This window comes from Fluviispira multicolorata, from assembly GCF_009208585.1.
In the GTDB taxonomy this organism is placed as follows: domain Bacteria; phylum Bdellovibrionota_B; class Oligoflexia; order Silvanigrellales; family Silvanigrellaceae; genus Silvanigrella; species Silvanigrella multicolorata.
In genome coordinates, this window is the sequence record NZ_WFLN01000004.1 from 399,161 (window position 1) to 418,093 (window position 18,933).

The 18,933-nt window shown below is 33.2% G+C and carries 14 protein-coding genes; 5 read left to right on the plus strand and 9 right to left on the minus strand.

Going from position 1 to position 18,933, the window contains the following annotated elements:
• Positions 1–80: 80 nt before the first annotated feature.
• The 4 genes from vioC to GCL57_RS01850 form a co-directional block, all read right to left on the minus strand.
• Positions 81–1,370 carry an NADP-dependent violacein biosynthesis oxygenase VioC gene (gene vioC, locus GCL57_RS01835; protein ID WP_152211553.1) on the minus strand — a complete coding sequence of 430 codons (1,290 nt, stop codon included), beginning with the start codon at positions 1,368–1,370 and terminating at the stop codon, positions 81–83.
• Positions 1,371–1,374: 4 nt separating this feature from the next.
• Positions 1,375–4,398: an iminophenyl-pyruvate dimer synthase VioB gene (gene vioB, locus GCL57_RS01840; protein WP_152211554.1), complete on the minus strand. Its 3,024-nt coding sequence runs from the start codon at positions 4,396–4,398 to the stop codon at positions 1,375–1,377.
• 57 nt (positions 4,399–4,455) lie between these two features.
• On the minus strand, positions 4,456–5,742 hold the full coding sequence (gene vioA, locus GCL57_RS01845) for a flavin-dependent violacein biosynthesis tryptophan-2 monooxygenase VioA (RefSeq protein ID WP_152211555.1): 1,287 nt from the start codon (positions 5,740–5,742) through the stop codon (positions 4,456–4,458).
• A 461-nt stretch (positions 5,743–6,203) separates the two neighbouring features.
• A complete protein-coding gene (locus tag GCL57_RS01850) occupies positions 6,204–6,758 on the minus strand; it encodes an SOUL family heme-binding protein (RefSeq protein ID WP_152211556.1) in 555 nt (184 codons plus the stop codon).
• Between the two features lie 220 nt (positions 6,759–6,978).
• On the opposite strand from GCL57_RS01850, the gene GCL57_RS01855 reads away from it, so the two are divergent.
• Positions 6,979–8,079 carry a hypothetical protein gene (locus tag GCL57_RS01855; protein ID WP_152211557.1) on the plus strand — a complete coding sequence of 367 codons (1,101 nt, stop codon included), beginning with the start codon at positions 6,979–6,981 and terminating at the stop codon, positions 8,077–8,079.
• Here GCL57_RS01855 and GCL57_RS01860 read toward each other — a convergent pair.
• The 3 genes from GCL57_RS01860 to GCL57_RS01870 form a co-directional block, all read right to left on the minus strand.
• Positions 8,076–9,446, minus strand: coding sequence for a hypothetical protein (locus GCL57_RS01860; RefSeq protein ID WP_152211558.1), 1,371 nt, complete (start codon positions 9,444–9,446; stop codon positions 8,076–8,078). The two genes, GCL57_RS01855 and GCL57_RS01860, sit on opposite strands and share 4 nt — an antisense overlap.
• Before the next feature lie 158 nt (positions 9,447–9,604).
• On the minus strand, positions 9,605–10,579 hold the full coding sequence (locus GCL57_RS01865) for a CobW family GTP-binding protein (RefSeq protein WP_152211559.1): 975 nt from the start codon (positions 10,577–10,579) through the stop codon (positions 9,605–9,607).
• 47 nt (positions 10,580–10,626) lie between these two features.
• On the minus strand, positions 10,627–11,646 hold the full coding sequence (locus GCL57_RS01870) for a FliG C-terminal domain-containing protein (RefSeq protein ID WP_152211560.1): 1,020 nt from the start codon (positions 11,644–11,646) through the stop codon (positions 10,627–10,629).
• Positions 11,647–11,700: 54 nt separating this feature from the next.
• Here GCL57_RS01870 and GCL57_RS01875 point away from each other — a divergent pair, with 54 nt between their 5' ends.
• Entirely contained in the window at positions 11,701–12,144 is a 444-nt protein-coding gene (locus GCL57_RS01875) for an acyl-CoA thioesterase (RefSeq protein WP_152211561.1), read from the plus strand.
• A 3-nt stretch (positions 12,145–12,147) separates the two neighbouring features.
• Positions 12,148–14,175, plus strand: coding sequence for an acetoacetate--CoA ligase (locus GCL57_RS01880; protein WP_152211562.1), 2,028 nt, complete (start codon positions 12,148–12,150; stop codon positions 14,173–14,175).
• Between the two features lie 17 nt (positions 14,176–14,192).
• On the opposite strand, the gene GCL57_RS01885 is transcribed toward GCL57_RS01880, so the two are convergent.
• A complete protein-coding gene (locus GCL57_RS01885; RefSeq protein ID WP_161597548.1) occupies positions 14,193–15,188 on the minus strand; it encodes a M14 family metallopeptidase in 996 nt (331 codons plus the stop codon).
• Between the two features lie 242 nt (positions 15,189–15,430).
• Between GCL57_RS01885 and GCL57_RS01890 the strand changes: the two genes are divergently transcribed.
• Together GCL57_RS01890 and GCL57_RS01895 are read left to right on the plus strand one after the other, a co-directional pair.
• Entirely contained in the window at positions 15,431–17,446 is a 2,016-nt protein-coding gene (locus GCL57_RS01890; RefSeq protein WP_152211564.1) for a S9 family peptidase, read from the plus strand.
• A gap of 178 nt (positions 17,447–17,624) precedes the next feature.
• On the plus strand, positions 17,625–17,924 hold the full coding sequence (locus GCL57_RS01895) for an FmdB family zinc ribbon protein (RefSeq protein WP_152211565.1): 300 nt from the start codon (positions 17,625–17,627) through the stop codon (positions 17,922–17,924).
• A gap of 8 nt (positions 17,925–17,932) precedes the next feature.
• Here the strand turns inward: GCL57_RS01895 and GCL57_RS01900 are convergent, their stop codons facing one another.
• Positions 17,933–18,808: a hypothetical protein gene (locus GCL57_RS01900; RefSeq protein ID WP_152211566.1), complete on the minus strand. Its 876-nt coding sequence runs from the start codon at positions 18,806–18,808 to the stop codon at positions 17,933–17,935.
• Positions 18,809–18,933: the final 125 nt, after the last annotated feature.

Sequence of the window (18,933 nt, forward strand, 5' to 3'; positions counted from 1 at the left end):
ACCAGGTACGGCTGATGTCGACATGCCCGCTAAATAATTGTATCAGCGGAATAAATTTTTTATTAAAATCTTCTAAAGAACTAGTTTACTCTCCCTAGTTTGTACCAAACATTTTGCTTCTGCTGGATATTTCTAAGCTCACTATAAGCCATCGAGGTAAAATAAAGCTTTTCAGCCATATCCGGAGGATAATTGGCAGGGAATTTATGACTCATATAACGCAAATATTTTGAACGCATAAAGAAAATAGGATTAGAACGGCTCAATACTTCATAATTATTAATAGCCATAATTTGCATTGCATCGGCCTCAATTTTTCTTAAAACATTAAATTCAGGCAGAATTTTTTCAATATGACCATCATACTTTTCAAATAATGAATCTAGGATATAAGCATCTTCCAGTGCCATATTCATTCCCTGCCCTAGAAAAGGAGCTGTAGCATGGGCAGAATCTCCCAGAATTAATGCATTCTGTTTATAATGAAAAACAGATGATTTAACATTAATTAAATCATTGCTTGGTTTTTCGATAAATTGCGAGAGCAATTCTTTTCTGGTGGCCTCAGGCAGCATGGGATAATATTTATCAAAAAAACGCCTCATGGTTGCTGTATCTTTGGTCTGTAAACTGATTTCACCCTGATAAGGTAGACAAACTGCAAAGCTAATACTGCCATCAGGAATGGTAGCGGCTCGTCCGGCAAATAATCCACCTGAATCCATTCCAAAAAAGTAAAGCAAATCTTTTCTTAAATTAAGCTGACTGGCATCAGAAATAACGAGTGTTTTATAACCATGCTTAAAAAAAGATTGCTGATATTCAAACCGGCGACAATTGTTTTGCATGGCCTGGCGTACGCAAGATCGAGCGCCATCAGCACCAATTAATAAATCACCTTTATGCTCGGCAATTTGCCCATTATTATCTTTAGTAATAATAGTCTTTTCATCTAAATTAACTTCTAAGCAACGTTGTCCATAGTGGTACTGAACATTATTAATCGCTGCATATTTATTTAATAATTTCTGAAAGTCTGCTCTGCTTAATGAAAGAGGAGAAAGTGTATCCAGTGGTGGCAAATTTCTGGTTCTGAATTTTCCAGCAATATAGAAAGACATCCCTGAAATAGGAATTCCACATAAATCCAGCTCTCTTTTCGGAATACCTGCATTTAAAACCGCCTGAATACCGCGCACCGTCATACTCACACCAATGGCTCGTGAACTCACTTGATCCACATATTCTGATAATGCCAAAAAAGGATCGCCGCGTTTTTCGAAAACATGTACTTCATAGCCGCGCCTAGCTAAATATATGGCTGTTAAGCTCCCTGCTAAGCCACCTCCGACAATAATGATTTTTTTCATTTTTTCAGCCCTCACGTGAAAGTTTACCGGTTGCAAGTTCCATCATTTGTTTGTCATAAAATTCAAGTAATTCGATTTGAGCGATTGCCGGTTGAATAAGCTGTATTTCTCTAGCAAATTTTGCAAGCGCTCTGCATTGCTGTGCAAGCATCACACAGCCGGCTCCATAATCCGTAATCAATTCAAATTGAATCGCCTGAGGCACAGGCGGGCCTGCATTCCGGCCCGGCACACCTGAAGGTAATGTCATAATCTGCACTGACAAAGGCCTTAATATTCCAGACATAATATCAATTGCCGCATTCATTAATCTTGAGCGGCGCAAACTCCCTAAAGGCTTTTGTTCAAAATGCTGAATCATCATATGAAAGGTAAGTTCATGGCAGCCTTTATATAAATGCATTAATTGTCTGGCCTGCGGATTAAGCACTGTATTACAGCCCGGCATTGGGTCTAATACGGGGTTTTTTAAAACGGGAAAAGCGGGTTCAAATGGGATTTTACTGGCGAGCAATGTGCGCAAAATTTCTCTTAAGCGATTAAAGTGGCTTTGAGCATAATAAGGTGAATCTGACGCCCCACCTTCGCCTTGCTCTGTAACAAAATCAATTGCAAATAAAGCGGTTTCTTGGTTATTTATTTCTAGCTGATATGCAGGAAACTTTCTGTTGGTTAGCTCATTTAAAAACAAATGATGCTCTCCGCTTGTTTTAGCCAATTCATTTGCAAATAAATTCGGAATATTTTCAAATGCCCTGCGAATTAGTGCATAAAATTCAGCAATTGATTTCCCTGTTGAAGGAAAATAATGAGGCCATTCAAAGCGGACAAACTTGGCTAATACATTTTCAGAAAATGGCTCAAAAGAAAACTCAGTATCAAGGCCGAATACTTCGGTAGCCTTTAAACCAAACAAGGGTGTGCCTGGGAAAAAGGGCTCTCCAAGGGACATTAATAAATTATTCACAACCAGATAGTGAATCATTTCCTCATGCGCAATTTCCAGAATTGTTCCGCGCCAACCAGAATTATGCCTGCGGTCTGCACCGCCGCAAACTAAAGCTAATTGCTCAAAACTCCATTTATTACTGAGCATTAATTGTTCCCCTGCCGCAAATGTTGGCAAAGAATACGCGGCATAAATATATTGCAGCATAATGGATAGTTCTAAATTAACGGCCTTCTTTAATGCCAGAACTAATTCTTCTTTGCTGCTTATTTCATTCTGTTTTACATTTGAAGCCAAGGTAAAGTTGTGTTGATCACTTAAGGCAGAGGCTTCAACATTGCTTAAATACTTAAGAAAAAGTATCGATTTAGCATAAGACATTTCTCTGGTGCTTGGCATGTAATAACTTTTATCACGATTCAATGGATCACACATTTGCCACATTAAACGCGCATAGGTTTCACATTTACACTGATCTGCCATGCTGAATACTTTATCAGCCATAAATGGATAAATCAGCTCGTAATAACTCATTACCTGTTCATACAGAAAAGTATAATCTACCTTGTGATCAGGAGTATCTAGGAGAGCCCAATCATCAGGGAGTACTCGGACCAGAATTTTGCTCCGCTGATCGTCGACAAAAACTTCACTCACTCCAGGTTTTTCGCTGGTGACAGTAAAAAATGCAAGGCCGTTTTCATTGCTGGATAGAGTTAATTGAGAAGTGCTAACAACAGATTTATTCTCAATAAAAATACTGATATCCTTTTTTCCTTTTGGCTTACCACGAAAATAGCTAAATATTTTTAAATCCTTAGAAAAAGACGTATGATTTTTCCTGTCTGGGGCTTCCAAAGAAATTACATTTTGCTCAGCCTGGATCAACCAGTCAGATTCTTCCCATTGATTGCCCGTACCACGTAAAATAAGTGAATCATCAGTCATATTGTTTAATAAAGGTACATCAAAAATCCCAGCAGTTTTCCAATATTTTCCATAAATTGCTTCAGGTATTATCGCTAATAAAACGCCAGATTTATTCCTTAATTCCAATTCACCCAGAGAATATTTGGGTCCTAGAGCATGTGTAAGCTGGCCTGTGCATTTCGCCTCTCGACTCATAAATGGAATACTGCAAGGCATGCTGATACTTGCCCAGTTATCTTGAGTTTTAATAGTTACAGGGCCAAAGCCATGGCTATTCTTTGGGTATAAAACCCTGCCATTGGCAAATGTTGCCATATCCTGCTTGAGCCACAAGCCAATGGTGCCGCTTAAATCATAAAACACAGGCGTATCAGGCTGCAGTGGTGTAGACATATTAAAAACACTGTATTGAATGCTTAGTCCTAACACATCATCTCTTTGTAACTCCCGTTGCAAATATTCGAAAAACTCAGATTTAAACCCAAGCTGATTAAAAATAAAATGCTCAGAATCTTTAGGAATGGAAAACTGAAATACCCTTGTTTTAGAAAACTCAGGCTCTAGGAAATGAGGCTGTTTTTCCCGAATATGATTTTCACCATACCAGCGAACCGAGTGCACAGAATGAATATCAGAAGAAAATAGAAAGGGAGTGTTTGCCATCGCTGTTGCTTCTTTTATACATAGCTGCCCGGCATAAATTTGCGAGGTATCGTCTCGGCTCGGGTCAATTTCTACCCACCTTGCTCGATTAAATGTGGTACGCAAATATTCATTATAATGCCCCCATAATTCAACCTTACACCCAAGCAGGGCGTCGTTTTCCAGTAGAATACCCGGCTGTATTTGCAAGGAAATGATCTGTGTATTTTCCCAGGAGAAATGATTATTCCCCAGAAAATTATGTCCGGCTGCCTGATTAAATATGCCCAAATCATCAGGCATGCCTTGCAAATTAAACCTAGGGGGCAATTGTCTTAAATACTGATGAAACGCACTTGGGTGTTTCTTTAAATCAAACAGCACACCGTCTTGGTAAACAGTATTTGTTGCAATATCTAAAGTGCCGGCAATATTTCTATTTCCAGTCGGCAAATTTAGCCTAGCGGCACCTTTAAAATTAATTCGTGGAAAATTCAGAATACTCATTAAATATAATTACCAATTTAGAATTATTAAGTTACTTTGCAAAGGTCAGAGAATAGATTAATTAACCTCTATTTCTACCTCTGCTAACTCTGCTTCCTCTAGCTGCTTTAATATATAATCAGCCGCATTTCTGCCTGCAATAATGCCGCCCTCCATCCAGCCACAGTGAGGGGTATAGGCATCAGAAGTCGTAATTATTTTTCCATTATTTTTGGATAAAACAGGCGGGTGCTCTCCCGAGGTTTCTAAAGCAAACTCCACTCCGCTCTGCCAGAACTTGAATTTATGATTGATCGGCCAAGGTAATTCTTTAATAGGGATATTTAATGCATTACTCATTAAAGTCATCACTGTATTTATAAAATCACACTCTCCTTTTTTTGTTTCATCATGCCAGAAGTCGGCATAAGCACAATCTGTGTAAAAGAAGATATATTTGTCACTTTTAAAATATAATTTTCTTAATGGATTATCAATAATTGTTACTTTATTCTCTAAACCATAGTCTTTCCACCATGGCGTATCAAAAAACATAAACCCTTTGAATAATGGAATAGAACCATAAGTAAAATCGCTCCAGCCATTTGGAAAATCTACATTTAATGATGACATTGCGGTCGGAGGAAGTGCCAATACGGTATATGCAGTATTCTGCCAGACCTCTTGTTGTTCTGGATCTGAAAAACCAAGGCGTGTGTTGCTTGAGTCTATTTGAAAATTAATTAATTTATGTTGGAAATAAAATTCCACGCCTAAGACTGCGGCCCGCTCGTACAAATTAGATACCAAGGCAGAAAAACCATCAACCAGATTAAACCATTCGTAACCTTCATTATCTGAAAAACACTGAATTTCCGGATGCTTTTCAATAATATCATATGCTATTTTGGGGGAAATTTGCGGCAAATATAATGAATCATAGCCCAGACCATTAATCATGGCGTGAGTTTTTTCACTTCCCATATGACTGCTTAAAAATTGAAAAAATGATTCATTATAGCTGCTTACAATTTTTAACTTCAATTGAGCCAGTATTTCTTTTAATCCCTTATGTTGTGGGTGAGGGCATACAATTTTTGTAAAAGGAAAGACTTCAACGTTCCCTCCTAATTCATTAATAAGCTGTGAAACATTCGGATGCAAAACAGGAGAGAAGCGCCCCGCACCTAAATCTATGCTGAAGTCATCCACTTTAACTGAATATGCCCTTCCACCCACTCTTTCTCCATGCTCAAAAATACGGAGAGTATAGCCTTTGGTCAATTTTGAGCCAGCTAGTTTTAATGCACAGCTTAGCCCTGATAATCCAGAGCCTACAATGGAGATTACTTTGTTATTTATCACAGTGTGAAATACCTCAGTGTAAATCAAAAGGGATAATTCTCTTTTAGTATTTAAAAAAATACATAAACTATGGTCTAATCCCCAATAAGTGGACGGTTAAATTTTGTAATTTGCTTCATACTCCATAGGAAAAAAAGAATCAAGTGGTGCATGTGAACGTATTTTATTATAAAATAATTCAATAAATTCAATAATTTATATTTCGGTTCCTTTCTTGTATGATAATTGCATCTATGTACTAATTCTTTTTTCCAATTACAATTTACTGTGGAGTTTCAAGTTTTCTATGATCTTTGTATTTTAAAATGCTTAATTTTTTGTTTTAGTATCAATTATAAGTTTTTTGAAATTACTCCATCAACTCTGACTTCATCATTAAATGTAAATAATTTGTTTGTAAGTAAAACAGTATTTTTTATTTCTTTTTTATTTTTGCGAGGGTTTTAGCAAGCTTGTTTCGTTCAAGTTATTTCAAACATTATTTCATTTCTACGTAAAAAAGGAAGCGTCCAAGGTGGATTATAATAGGACAGATAAAAAGGGCCTTTTATTTTAATTTCTTTTATTTGCGCATAAGAAATGATTTTATCTAAATGAGCTTGAATATTTTTTTTGGTATTTCTACCTTTATAACGTATGACTAAAAACTTTTGTTTTTCTCTTTCAAAAAGTTGCACTCTTGAATTATTTGGAGTTGGAATTGTGTCTAAATTAAAATAAGAAGGCAATACAAATTCAACACTCCAAAGATGTTCACCATTTCTTTTTTGAATAACAGGAACTGTCATGGGTATTTTTTCACTTCTGCGACTGATGGGAGCGGTCATAGGTATTTTTTTTTGAGTTGTATTATTCCCAAAAATATAATTGGCTAGGAGAAAAAATCCTTCTTGTAAAGCATCTTTCTGTTCTCCTGAAGTTTCAACAGTTGCGACAATCATTTCTTCATATTCTCTTACCTCAAAAGGCCCATCTGCAATTGTTACCTTATATTTAGCTTCTTCAGTTTTTGCCATAGGAACCTCCACTTACAGAATAATTTGAATAAGATAAACATTCAATTGACTTAGCTTAGTGGAATTTTTGACAAACATGAAAAAGAATATTAGGAGATGGAGATTATGCATTTTTAAACTTAGATTTGCATTTTATTTTCCTTTGACGCAATGTATGAGTCGAGTTTACACACATATTAAGCAATAGTTTTATCTCATAATATTCAATAATGGAGATTCTATGAAAGTTAGGTTAATTTTTTTTTCTTTATTAGGATTCATTTCTTGTGTGTCGCAAAATCAATCTGAACAACAAAACTTAATTGATTCTGAGATAAATCATGTTTATGCAAAAATATCTAAAACTGGAATTATTACGTGTTTTCCTGAAGGAACTCAGACAGCAGATCATAAAGTAGCGCATTGTGAAGCATCTGCAGTCGTGTTTTATGATGATAAATTGGTACTTGGGAATGACAAACCCTTATTGCCCCCTTTATCTCCTGTTTTTTCTATAGATTATAAATCTATTTGGAATCCTAATCATCAAAAAATAACCTACTACACAGATTATAATTTCATTCAACCGCAAAAATTTGAAGATTTTACAATTTCACTTGATGAGAAATATATTTTCGCCGTGACTGCGTTTGACCGAACTCCCATCGAAAAAAATGATGCAAATGGTACTTTAATATATTGGAGTACAAAAGATTTTCATAATGTAAAATATGTCCAAATTAAAAAAGGAGAGCAAGCTTCTAATAATATTAGAAAAAAATTAGCACAAGCATTAGATAATCCTGAATATTTTAAAATTGAAGGATTAGCAATTTTGCCAAAAAATAAACTTCTTTTTGGAGTGAGGGAGCAAGGGCATAATTATAACAATTTTAAGTACACAATAAAATTAATTTCTGTCTCATATTCTGAAAATAAGGAAAGTCTTATTTTAAATGACGATTTTAAACTTATATATAATTTTGAAAATGCAAATCAATATATAAAAGAAGATGTTGGTCTTTCAAGTATTGAGTGGGATAAGTTCAATAATAGACTTTTACTTTTAACAAGTTTTGAATCTAAAGGTGGCAGTATTGGTGCATATTTATGGACTCTTAATTTGGAAGATTTAAATTTAGGTCGTGACCCAACTCTTGTCTATAATAATGAGATTCCACTTAAATTTAATAATAAATCAGAAGGTATGACTGTTGTTAATAAGAAAGAATTATTTATTATAAATGATGATGACAGATATGTTAAACCGACTGAAATTAATGGGAAACAATATTATAAAAAAGCAAATGAAGCTATTTTTAATATTGTTGAGTTTAACTAAGGTGGGCTCACTTCAAACGAATCATTGTAGAGTCTATGTTTTTTTCCTGTTTTTACGGTGTAAAATGCAGGTAAGGAAAGAAATGGAATGACCATATTATAATCAAAAGCAATGCTCTCTGTATTTTGTGCTTCGAATCCTCTTTTATTTTGAAACCATTTTTTCCAATTTTGTGATGCGGGTGATAAAGATTCTATATAATTAATTTTATTGTTTTCTTTCATTGTTAAAGCATTTGTTGGTGAAGGAAAAATGCTTGATTCTAGGCCAATTTCAGGTTTTTTAGGATTCCATTGAGAAGCTCCGTGACAACTCATGCAAGAAGAGTTTTGTGCGTTTTTTTTGAATATATTTTTTCCATTTTCTTTGAAAGTAATATTGTTAACAGCTCCATCATTTGGACCTGCTAAGCGTCCTCCCCAGCCTAAAGTCATTTTTGAGTACTTTGGTGCATTTGGATTAAGCCAAGTTTCATTTAAAACAGCATTTGGATATCTTGTACTATCGATCTCAGGATCATTTCCCCATTGTGCTCCAAGTGGAATCATTTTATCCCAAATATTATTTCCCTTTGCCATATAATCATAGACGAGGGTTGTGAATATCCAGTTTGTTTTGGGAGATGATTTCGAATCTTTTACAATAATGTCTAACTGCATAAAATATGTTTTTGTTAATTTAGGTGCTGCATTTGATCCCAAACCTTCTGTTGCATTCACTGAAATATATAAAGGCCAAGCCAATGCATTTTTCATAACGGGCCATGAATTCTCATCTGCTGTTGTGAAAGCTAACTTAACAATTATCGAGTTTTCAGAAAACTGAGTATTTTGCTTTTCTATAAATGGTTTTTGAGCATCTTTTTTCCATATTTTATATAATGTATATGCAGAAATTTTATCAAAATAAGTGAGAACATAGGTTGAGAAATTTTTATTAAGCTGAGTGCCTTCAAACAAATTTTTTTGAATATTCTCATTGCCAACATACATGCCATGAATGGGTTCACGTAAAGAGAATACCCACGGTTCATTGTACCAATTTTGCTTATGAGAAGACCATTTTTTATAATTAAAAAGCAGATTTTTCATGTCTTTTGCAATATAATTCTTTAAAGCTTCAACATAGATGCTAGCATTGGTTTTATTTATTAATTTATTCTTTATGGATAAATGCCAAGGCATATTTTTTTTTGATTGAATAGGTGTTGAAGGATAGTCGTGGTTTAAATTAAATAGAGGTCCTTGGTATTGTTCTGCTGTCGGTAATTTCCCATTGTTATTTAAAAATGCACTTTTCTGACTTGCAGCAATAGAAAAATAAGCAAGTGAAATGAAGAAAATAATAAATAGATAAAAAAAACGCATGTTTTAAAACTCCTTAATTTATTTATGTGCATTTTAACGAGGTCAATTCATTATTAAACAGGAGTTTCGTAAAATATTAAATAAAAAAAAGAGACGGCATAATAATTATGACATCTCCATTTTTCGTACATTAAAAGACAGTAAATAAACTATTTTGTTTATAATTTAGCTACACAGAGAGAAAGGCCTTCTTCTAATACTTCTTTTGGTAAGTGTCTGCCAATGAAAACCATTCTTGTTTTGCGTTCTTCAGAAGCTTCCCAGGCACGGTCTTCATTGCTTCCCATTGTAGTATGAACACCTTGGAAAACAATACGATTGGGCTCATCTTTAATATTTAATATGCCCTTATAACGTAAAACTTGATTGCCTAGTTCACTGATGACAAGCTGCATAAATCTATTTAAGCGTTCCATATCAAGAGGACGTGTTTCTTCAAGATAAATACTTTGAATGGCATCATCATGATTGTGTTCATGATATTCTTTTGTGATATCAGGATTTAATTCAGTTCTTGCTTGTAAGTCAAAAGCATTTATTCCAAGAATTTCTTCAATTTTAATGTTAGAGTTTATTGTTTTAAAGAGTTTTGCAATGGAGTTGATATTTTTAATTTTTTTCTCAACATCAACAATTTGTGTTTCTGTAATTGTATCAATTTTATTTAATAAGATGACATCAGCAAAACCAATTTGATCTTGTGTTTCTTTAATCTCAGAAAGATTTTGATCGATGTGTTTCGCATCGACGACAGTTACCACAGCATCAAGATAAAAGTGTTTACGAAGATTTTCATCCATGAAAAAAGTCTGAGCCACTGGACTAGGATCTGCCATACCAGTGGTTTCAATGACGACATGATCAAAATTGATTTTTTTTGTTATAAGGTCGAGACAAATTTTTGTAAGATCGCCACGCACAGTACAACAAACACAACCATTATTCATGATTTTAAGTTCTTCACCAATGCTTTGGATGACGAGTTCTGAATCTAAATTGACATCACCAATTTCATTTAAAATGACAGCAATTTTTTTTCCGTGGTTTTCTGACAACATACGATTGAGAAGGGTTGTTTTTCCAGAACCAAGGAACCCTGTGACGACAGTGACAGGATATTCTTTTTGACTCATATTGTTCTCCATAATTTAATATAAATGCGTCAAGCAACAACGCTCTCTTATATCAAAGTCTCTTCCCATGGAAACACTATTTTTCCTGAGTTTTTCAATTCAAGTGCTTTTTTAACAATGAGAGCAGCTGATTCTTCTGCTACTTTTTTAAGCTCTTTGCCTTCATGCAAACTTTCTTCAACGATGTGTCGCCTTTTTTTGGACATGGCGTTTAAATATTTTTCTTTAATTTCAGTGTTTTCAAGCCTTAGAGCTAAGGAAAGTATTGAGTCGGACAGATTTCCGCATAATATGGAGAGGTGTGTTGGGTCTAATTCAGCGATTTTTGCAACTGAAATAAGTTCAAAGATGAGTTTTTGTGCCAGTTCAGGGTCACGTAATTTAATTCCTTCAATGAGTTTTGCCCTTTGTTCTGCAGAGGATGCTTGTAAAACGGATAGAATTTTTTCAAACCCTCCTGCAGAAGTCACTATGGTTTTAAAATTTTTATTTAATTTATCAAGTTCTTCGTAAAGATTTTCTAATTCTAACGTATCGACTTGATTCATTTGACTGATCCGTAAAATAAGTTCTGAGCGTAAAGATTCTGGTAATAGTTTAAATAATGCAGACGATTTTTCTGGAGTACAGATAGATAAAACGAGTGACATTGTCTGTGGCAATTCATTTCTTAACCAACTGACTAAGGTCTTATTTTCTATGAGATCTAATAGCTTTCTTATTTCTTCGACTAAAAATGAATCAGAAATACTTTCTATCCATCTGTCATCCTTTAAAGTGCCGTTGGCTGTATTGAGTATTTTTTTTATGCTTTCAATTGATAAATGATATGTTGATGAGTTTAAATTATTTATTATTGCAAGAAATTCTTTGGCAATCTTTTCAATGTCCTTTTCTGTCATGCGTGGTAAACGACTAAAGGCCCGTAGTATTTTTTTTATTTCATGTTTTGGTATGTTTTTTACGAGGTGACTTGCATTTTCCTCTCCTGCTAACGCAAGAATTGCAGCGGCTTTTTGGTCTGGAGTCATTTCTCTACTTTCTGAAAAAAATTGATTTTTATACAATCAAGCTCTATTTTTAAATTTTAGTACAACTATCCTAACGAAAGAGGATTTTTTATGTCAACAACAGAACAGATTGAAGTCAAAAAGCAAAGTGAAATTAAAATCAATGACAACAAATACACTCGAGTGACTTCACATTTAGTATTAAGTGCACACTTAAATGCAGCAAATACACTTTTTGGGGGGTTGCTTATACAGTGGGTTGATGAATGTGCTGGAATTTTTGTAATGGAGAAGTTAAAAACTCATCTTATCGTAACAAAAAAAATATCAGAAGTTCTTTATAATGAACCCTCCCGTTTAGGAGATGTGCTTGAGTTATTATGTCGCATTAAAAAAGTTGGTAAAACATCATTAACAGTAGAGTGTGTTGCACGCGCAAAACAGATTGACAGTGATGACCGTCTCCGTATTATTCTAAATTGTGATTTGGTATTTGTAAAAATTGATAAGTTTGGGAAACCTTCCCCCCATAATTTTATATTAGAGGATATTTAAAAAATGCTCTTTAGAAAATCATTTTATCATTTGTCAAGTGAAAATGGAATTTGCCTGTGGGAACCACAAAAGGAAAGAGTTGAATCTTCGAATATCTTAAAATTTATAAAATATGTAAATCAAAAATATTCACTCAATCTTTTAAATTTTGATGAGCTCTACAATTGGTCTATTTCTACTAAAGAAAATGAAAATGGTTGCGAAAAATTTTGGTCTACTTTATGGGATTTCTGTGAGATTAAAGCAGAAATTAAAGGAGAAAGTATTCTCTCTAAAGGCGGAAATTTTTTGGAAGCAAAATGGTTTTCTGAAGCAAAAATAAACTTTGCTGAGAATTTACTAAAGAAAAAAGATGATGAAATTGCGCTTATTTTTCGAGGCGAAGATATCTTGACTCGGAAAATTTCATTTTTAGAGCTCAATGAGCAGGTCTCTAAAATTCAGCAATTTTTTCAAGAGCAGGGCCTAAATGAAAATGATCGCATTGCATTATTTATGCCAAATACAATTGAGGCTGTTGCAGTTCTTTTAGCTGCAGCCAGTTTAGGTCTTATTTGTTCATTCTGCTCTCCTGATTTTGGTGTGCAGGGCGTTCTTGATCGCTTTGGACAAATAGAGCCTAAATTATTTATTTATACAGATAAATGCGTTTATAATGGGAAAATAATTATAAATCATGAAAAAGCAAATGAAATACTAAAAAAGCTTCCTTCCGTAAATGATGTAATATGTGTTTCTTTCTTTAACGAAAATTATATAGATATTAACTTAGAAACTTTAAAAGAAAAAAATTATTTTTATTATAAAAAAATATTAAATGAATATAAAAATAAAGATATATTATTTAAACAGCTTCCATTTAACCATCCGCTTTATATTATGTATTCTTCAGGTACGACAGGTATTCCAAAATGTATTGTGCATGGGGCTGGTGGCACACTCATACAACATTTAAAAGAGCATGTTTTGCATTGTGATTTTAAACCAAGGGATAAAGTTTTTTATTATTCGACTTGTGGTTGGATGATGTGGCAGTGGCTTCTTTCAGCTCTGGCATCAGAATGTACATTGTTACTTTATGATGGATCTCCTTTTTATCCTAATCCAGAAACTCTTTTAAAATATATTGATGAAGAAAAGGCTCAATTTTTTGGAACTTCTGCAAAATACATCGACTCTTTAAAGAAATCAGGTTTTATTCCCAAAGATAAATTTGAGTTTAAATATTTAAAAACTATAGGTTCAACTGGTTCTCCTTTGGTGGCGGAGAGTTTTGATTTTGTATATGAGTGTATTAAAAAAGATGTTTGTCTTTCTTCACTCTCAGGCGGCACCGATATTATTTCTTGCTTTGTTTTAGGCAATCCTATTGGAAATGTTTATCGAGGGGAAATACAAACCCGTGGACTTGGTATGAAAGTAGAAGTTTTTAATGAAAAAGGTGAAAATGTTGAATATGAGAAAGGAGAACTTGTATGTACATTCCCATTTCCTTCACAGCCTATTTATTTTTGGAATGATCCTGATAAAGCTAAATATAAAGCAAGTTATTTTGAGAAATATAATAATATTTGGCATCATGGTGATTGGATTGAATTGACAAATCATAAAGGAATTATCATTTATGGTCGTTCTGATGCCACACTCAATCCCAGTGGAGTCCGTATTGGAACTGCAGAAATTTATAGACAAGTTGAACAGTATGATGAAATTATAGAGTGCATTGCGGTCGATCAAAAATGGAAAAATGACAATCGAATTATTTTATTTGTTCGTATGCGTGAAGGGATAGCATTATCAGAAAATTTAATTTCTGAAATTAAAAATAAATTACGTAATAATTGCTCACCGAGACATGTCCCTGCAAAAATAATTTCAATTCCTGATATTCCAAAAACAAAATCTGGAAAGATTGTAGAAGTCGCTGTTCGGAATGTTATTCATAATATTGAAATTAAGAATAAAGAAGCAATGCTGAATCCAGAATGTTTAGAGTTTTTTAGTAATATAAAAGAATTGAAGTTAGATTAAATACAGCTCCGCTTGCTCTAAATTTGCTGCCAATTGAGAGGGTGTTCTGTGGTTGGCGTTGCTAACACATAGATTTCTCCTGGTAAGGGGAGCTCTGCTTCACCATCTTGATTTCTTAGAGGGTATTTGGGAAATAAAATATATCCTTCTTTAGGGCTTTCTAATGGATTTTGAAGTTGATCAGAACCAACGACCATATTTTTAGAAATCTTATGAAAATTACAAAAACCTTCATTTAAACGCTTTTTAGGAGATTCAAAAGGTTCTCTGTATGTGATACTTAGAAATTCAAAATCGTTATTTTTTTTGCAGAGCTTTTCAATAGAAAAATTATTTAAATATATTTGATCCATGTATTTGAGTGCTCTTTTCATGACTTCAAATGCAAGTGACTCAGCTTCGTGTGAGAAACCTTGCTCACCAAGTTCTAGTGTCAGTCCAACTTTTTGAAATGAGCGAACATATTCATCGCTGCACATCCCAGCACTGGAGAATTGAGCACCTTTTTTACGGGTGACGAGAGTTGTTGCTCCGCCCGTTGCTCTTGCCCAAAAATAGCTTTCTCTGTTCATTTCAAATATATAAAAGGGCTTTAAGCTTGGCATAATGGTTTGATGAAAATCTATAAAAACATCTGCCGTTTTTAAAATGGGCATGATTTCGAGTGCACGCTTTCTTTCTTGTGTTTCTTTGCCAACGTAATTATTTCCGAAACAACGGTTGAGATCGCTTTCTAAGTAACGCACTCCTTTTTTTGCTGCTTCTATATTTCCTAATAAAAACGAGACTTTTCCACCAAAATGAATTTCCTTGTTCATAAGCTTTTTAATGCATTTTAATATTGCAGGGAGTGTTCCAGTTTCGTTCCCATGAATAAGACATGCAAAAATGATGTGACCTTTGTGCTTATTATAATTTAGAGAAATTGTATGAGGAGTCTGCGAATTTAATTTTTCTCCTAATGAATAAAATGCGTTTAAATAATATTCTAATTTTTCTTTTTTCGTTTGCAAAATTAAATTCCTTTATCCTGTAAAAGAAGTCTAAAATGAACACTATAATTTGTATGCGATAAGGAAAATAAAAGCAATGTTTATAATTATATCTTATTTTATGATTTAATATCAGAATTATTATTAATCGAGTGTCAATTGAAATAAGGGGTAAAGTAAAAGATAATTTTTATTGACAAATTAGAACTGTTTGTTAGTGGTTATTAGTTGAGTTCTTTTAAACCATTTATAGGAATTTCCTAATGAAAATAGTACATACAATATTTAGAATATCTTTAATAGTATTTATTACAAATATTATGACTCATAATATAAAATCTTATGCGATTGACAAGAAGAATGAGCTGATACCAAAAAAAGTATTATTTGGCAATCCAGATAAAGCTTCGGTGGCCGTAAGTCCTGATGGTGAATATATTTCATATCTTGCTCCATATAATGGAGTTTTAAATATTTATGTTGCTCCTATTAATAATATAGAACAAGCGAGTCCAATAACAAATAATAAAGATAGAGGTATAAGTGCATATTTTTGGTCATATAATAAGGAATATATTGTTTATTTACAAGACCAAGATGGTGATGAAAATTGGCAAATATATGGAGTTCACGTCAAGAATAAAAAGGAAAAAAAGCTAACTAATTTTCAAGGTGTACGTGCAGAAATCAATAACCTAAGCGAGAAATTTCCAAACGAAATATTAGTTTCATTGAATAATAGAAATAAAGAGTTACATGATCTGTATAAATTGAATATAATTAATGGAAAATTAACTAAAATTTACGAGAACAATGATTTTAGTGATATTATAACTGATGATACATTTAAAATTCGTTTAGCTTTAAAACAAACGGATGATGGTGGTTCAAATATATATAAAATTAATAGCAAATTAAATAAAAAATTATTTTATAAAATTGACTCAGAAGATATTAATACAACAGGAATTGTCGGATTTAATAAAGAAGCTGATTCAATCTATTTTATTGACTCTAAAAATCAAAATACCGCAGCTCTATATAGTTTAAATTTAAAAGATAATAAAAAACAGCTTATTTATAGTAATAATCATGTAGATGTAAATGCTGTATTATTGCATCCAACTCGTAAATCAGTTGAAGCTGTTTCTTTTAATTATTTAAAACAAGATTGGAAAATTATTGATCAAGGTATAAAGAAAGATTTTGATTACCTGAAGTCAAAAATGAAAGGCGAGCTCAACATTGTAAATCGTTCTTTAGATAACAAAATATGGATCATTGCTGATATTCAAGATAATTTTCCTGTCAGTTATTATAAATACGATAGTGATAAGAAAAAAGCAGATTTTTTATTTTTAAACAGACAAGATTTAAAGAAATATAAATTGGCAACTATGCATCCTGTGGTCATACCCACAAGAGATAATATGGAACTTGTTAGCTATTTAACATTGCCTTTTGAAGTTCAATCTGCTTCTCATAATTTTAAGCCCCTTGAAAAAGTACCCCTTGTACTATTTGTTCATGGAGGTCCCACGGCTCGAGATTATTGGGGGCTAAATTTGGTTCATCAGTGGTTATCAAACAGAGGTTATGCTGTTTTGAGTGTTAATTATCGTGGTTCTACTGGCTTTGGTAAAGAGTTTATCAATGCTGGAAATGGGGAATGGGCTGGCAAAATGCATGATGATTTAATTGATGCAGTAAATTGGGCTATTCAACAAGATGTGACGGAAAAAGATAAAGTTGCAATCATGGGAGGAAGTTATGGTGGTTATGCAACTTTAGTCGGGCTCACTTTTACTCCTGATGTATTTGCATGTGGAATTGATATTGTTGGTCCTTCAAATTTATTAACCCTCTTAAAAACGATCCCTCCTTATTGGAAACCAGCATTAAATTCTTTAAAACTAAAACTTGGCGGAGATCCTGAAACTGAAGAGGGCATTAAAATTTTAGAATCTAAATCACCTCTAAATTTTGCTTCGAAAATTAAAAAGCCTTTATTAATTGCACAAGGTGCGAATGATCCAAGAGTTAAACAATCTGAATCAGACCAAATAGTAGCTGCCATGAAGGCTAAAAATATTCCTGTCACATATGTTTTATATCCTGATGAAGGACATGGCTTTTCTAAACCACAGAATAGAATATCATTTTATGCAATGACAGAATCATTTTTAGCTTCACAATTAAAAGGGTGGAGTGAAAAATCTGAAGATGATTTTAAAGGATCTTCATTAATTATTAAAGAAGGCTCAAATTTAAAAAATTAATTTATAAAAATAATAATTAAATAAATATTATTAAATATGTTGTAAGATGATTAGTTATAAATTGACTTATTTAAAAACAAATTTTATATTTTTTTGTGAGAAATTGTAGCTATCAAAATTATTATAATGCGATTAGCTAATACAGCAGTTTATTTAGAAATTTAAAGTGAGGTTTATTTTGCCAATTTATATATATGAACCAACCATTTGGTCTGAAAATGAACCTGTAAATAATTGCTGCTTTTTTGAAAAACTGCAATCGGTTAATCAGGAATCTATAAAAAAATGTCCTACTTGTGGTCATGACGTGCATCGTGCTGTTACCGCCTTTAACGTTAACTCGCAAGCGGCGTCGGCTTCATCTACTGCTTTAGCAAATAACTATTTTGCTTTTAATAAAGCAAAAGGCGATTCACCTGCTGCAAAAGCTGCACGTTTGGCAATGCGACATGTTTGTGGAATGGGTTGTAAACATTAAGAAAAGCTTTAACCACGTTCAAAAAAAAGAATTGTTTTAGGTTTTTTTTGCAATTCACGCATGGCTTGATCACCGCGTGCAATTGCAGTGGCACGGGTTATCTTGCCTTTTTCAACTTCAAAAATAAGCACGCCAATTTTTTGCATAACCATAAAAATACCAAGTCCTGCACCTGCGGTTCCTTGACTTATACCAACTCCTGGGTCTTTTAGCCCTAAGGCGTGACATATGTATTTTTCAATGGTTGCTCCATAAAATGTGCCAAATTGATCACTTACAGAAAGTATAAAATTTAAGGTATCGAAAATACATAATAAATTAACTTTTTCGCTTTCATTCAATGCAATGGCTTGACTTCTATCAGTGGATGCTCTTTTGGGATTGGCGTCCCAAATAGCATTCATTAAAAACTCATCTAAAATATCACCCATGCTTTTCGCATAGGAATTGGTGCCTGCAACGAGTTTGTCTTTATTTTTTTGAATTTCCTGTTGAAAAAAATCTGTTACTTTTTGCTGGAGTCCACTTCTTTCTGATGAATGCATGACATCGTGTTTGAAAGTAACAATATTTTCCTTATCAAAGTAAGAGCATATTCCTTTTTGATTTTCTTTATTTTTAAATTCAAAAATGTGTTTTAAAAATATTTTTAGAAGATCATTAGGAGGATTGCCTATGATAAACCTTATTTTTTTTATTTCTTCTTTATGATTTTCAAGTGCGAAAGATTCCTTTTCTTGTGGCATTAATATAAAGTTATTATTGACTAATGCTTTATTTTTCTTTATAAAGCAAATAAAATCATTGACTTCAAGAACAACAAAAGCTTGATTGTTGTTTTTTAATTGATTCATAATTTCTAAATTACTGAGATTCTGTTGCAAATTAACTTTACACTCTTCGCACACGACTTGAAAAGAGTTCAATTGTGCTGGAGTTATCAGCTTATTAAGGTTCTCAGCGATATAGAGGGTAAATGATGTCATCATGAGCCTTATTATATCTGGTT

Excerpts from the sequence above, each read along its gene's own strand:
- vioC (WP_152211553.1), bottom strand. The coding sequence starts at position 1,370 with ATGAAAAAAATCATTATTGTCGGAGGTGGCTTAGCAGGGAGCTTAACA.
- vioB (WP_152211554.1), bottom strand. The coding sequence starts at position 4,398 with ATGAGTATTCTGAATTTTCCACGAATTAATTTTAAAGGTGCCGCTAGG.
- GCL57_RS01850 (WP_152211556.1), bottom strand. The coding sequence starts at position 6,758 with ATGGCAAAAACTGAAGAAGCTAAATATAAGGTAACAATTGCAGATGGG.
- GCL57_RS01855 (WP_152211557.1), top strand. The coding sequence starts at position 6,979 with ATGAAAGTTAGGTTAATTTTTTTTTCTTTATTAGGATTCATTTCTTGT.
- GCL57_RS01860 (WP_152211558.1), bottom strand. The coding sequence starts at position 9,446 with ATGCGTTTTTTTTATCTATTTATTATTTTCTTCATTTCACTTGCTTAT.
- GCL57_RS01865 (WP_152211559.1), bottom strand. The coding sequence starts at position 10,579 with ATGAGTCAAAAAGAATATCCTGTCACTGTCGTCACAGGGTTCCTTGGT.
- GCL57_RS01875 (WP_152211561.1), top strand. The coding sequence starts at position 11,701 with ATGTCAACAACAGAACAGATTGAAGTCAAAAAGCAAAGTGAAATTAAA.
- GCL57_RS01880 (WP_152211562.1), top strand. The coding sequence starts at position 12,148 with ATGCTCTTTAGAAAATCATTTTATCATTTGTCAAGTGAAAATGGAATT.
- GCL57_RS01890 (WP_152211564.1), top strand. The coding sequence starts at position 15,431 with ATGAAAATAGTACATACAATATTTAGAATATCTTTAATAGTATTTATT.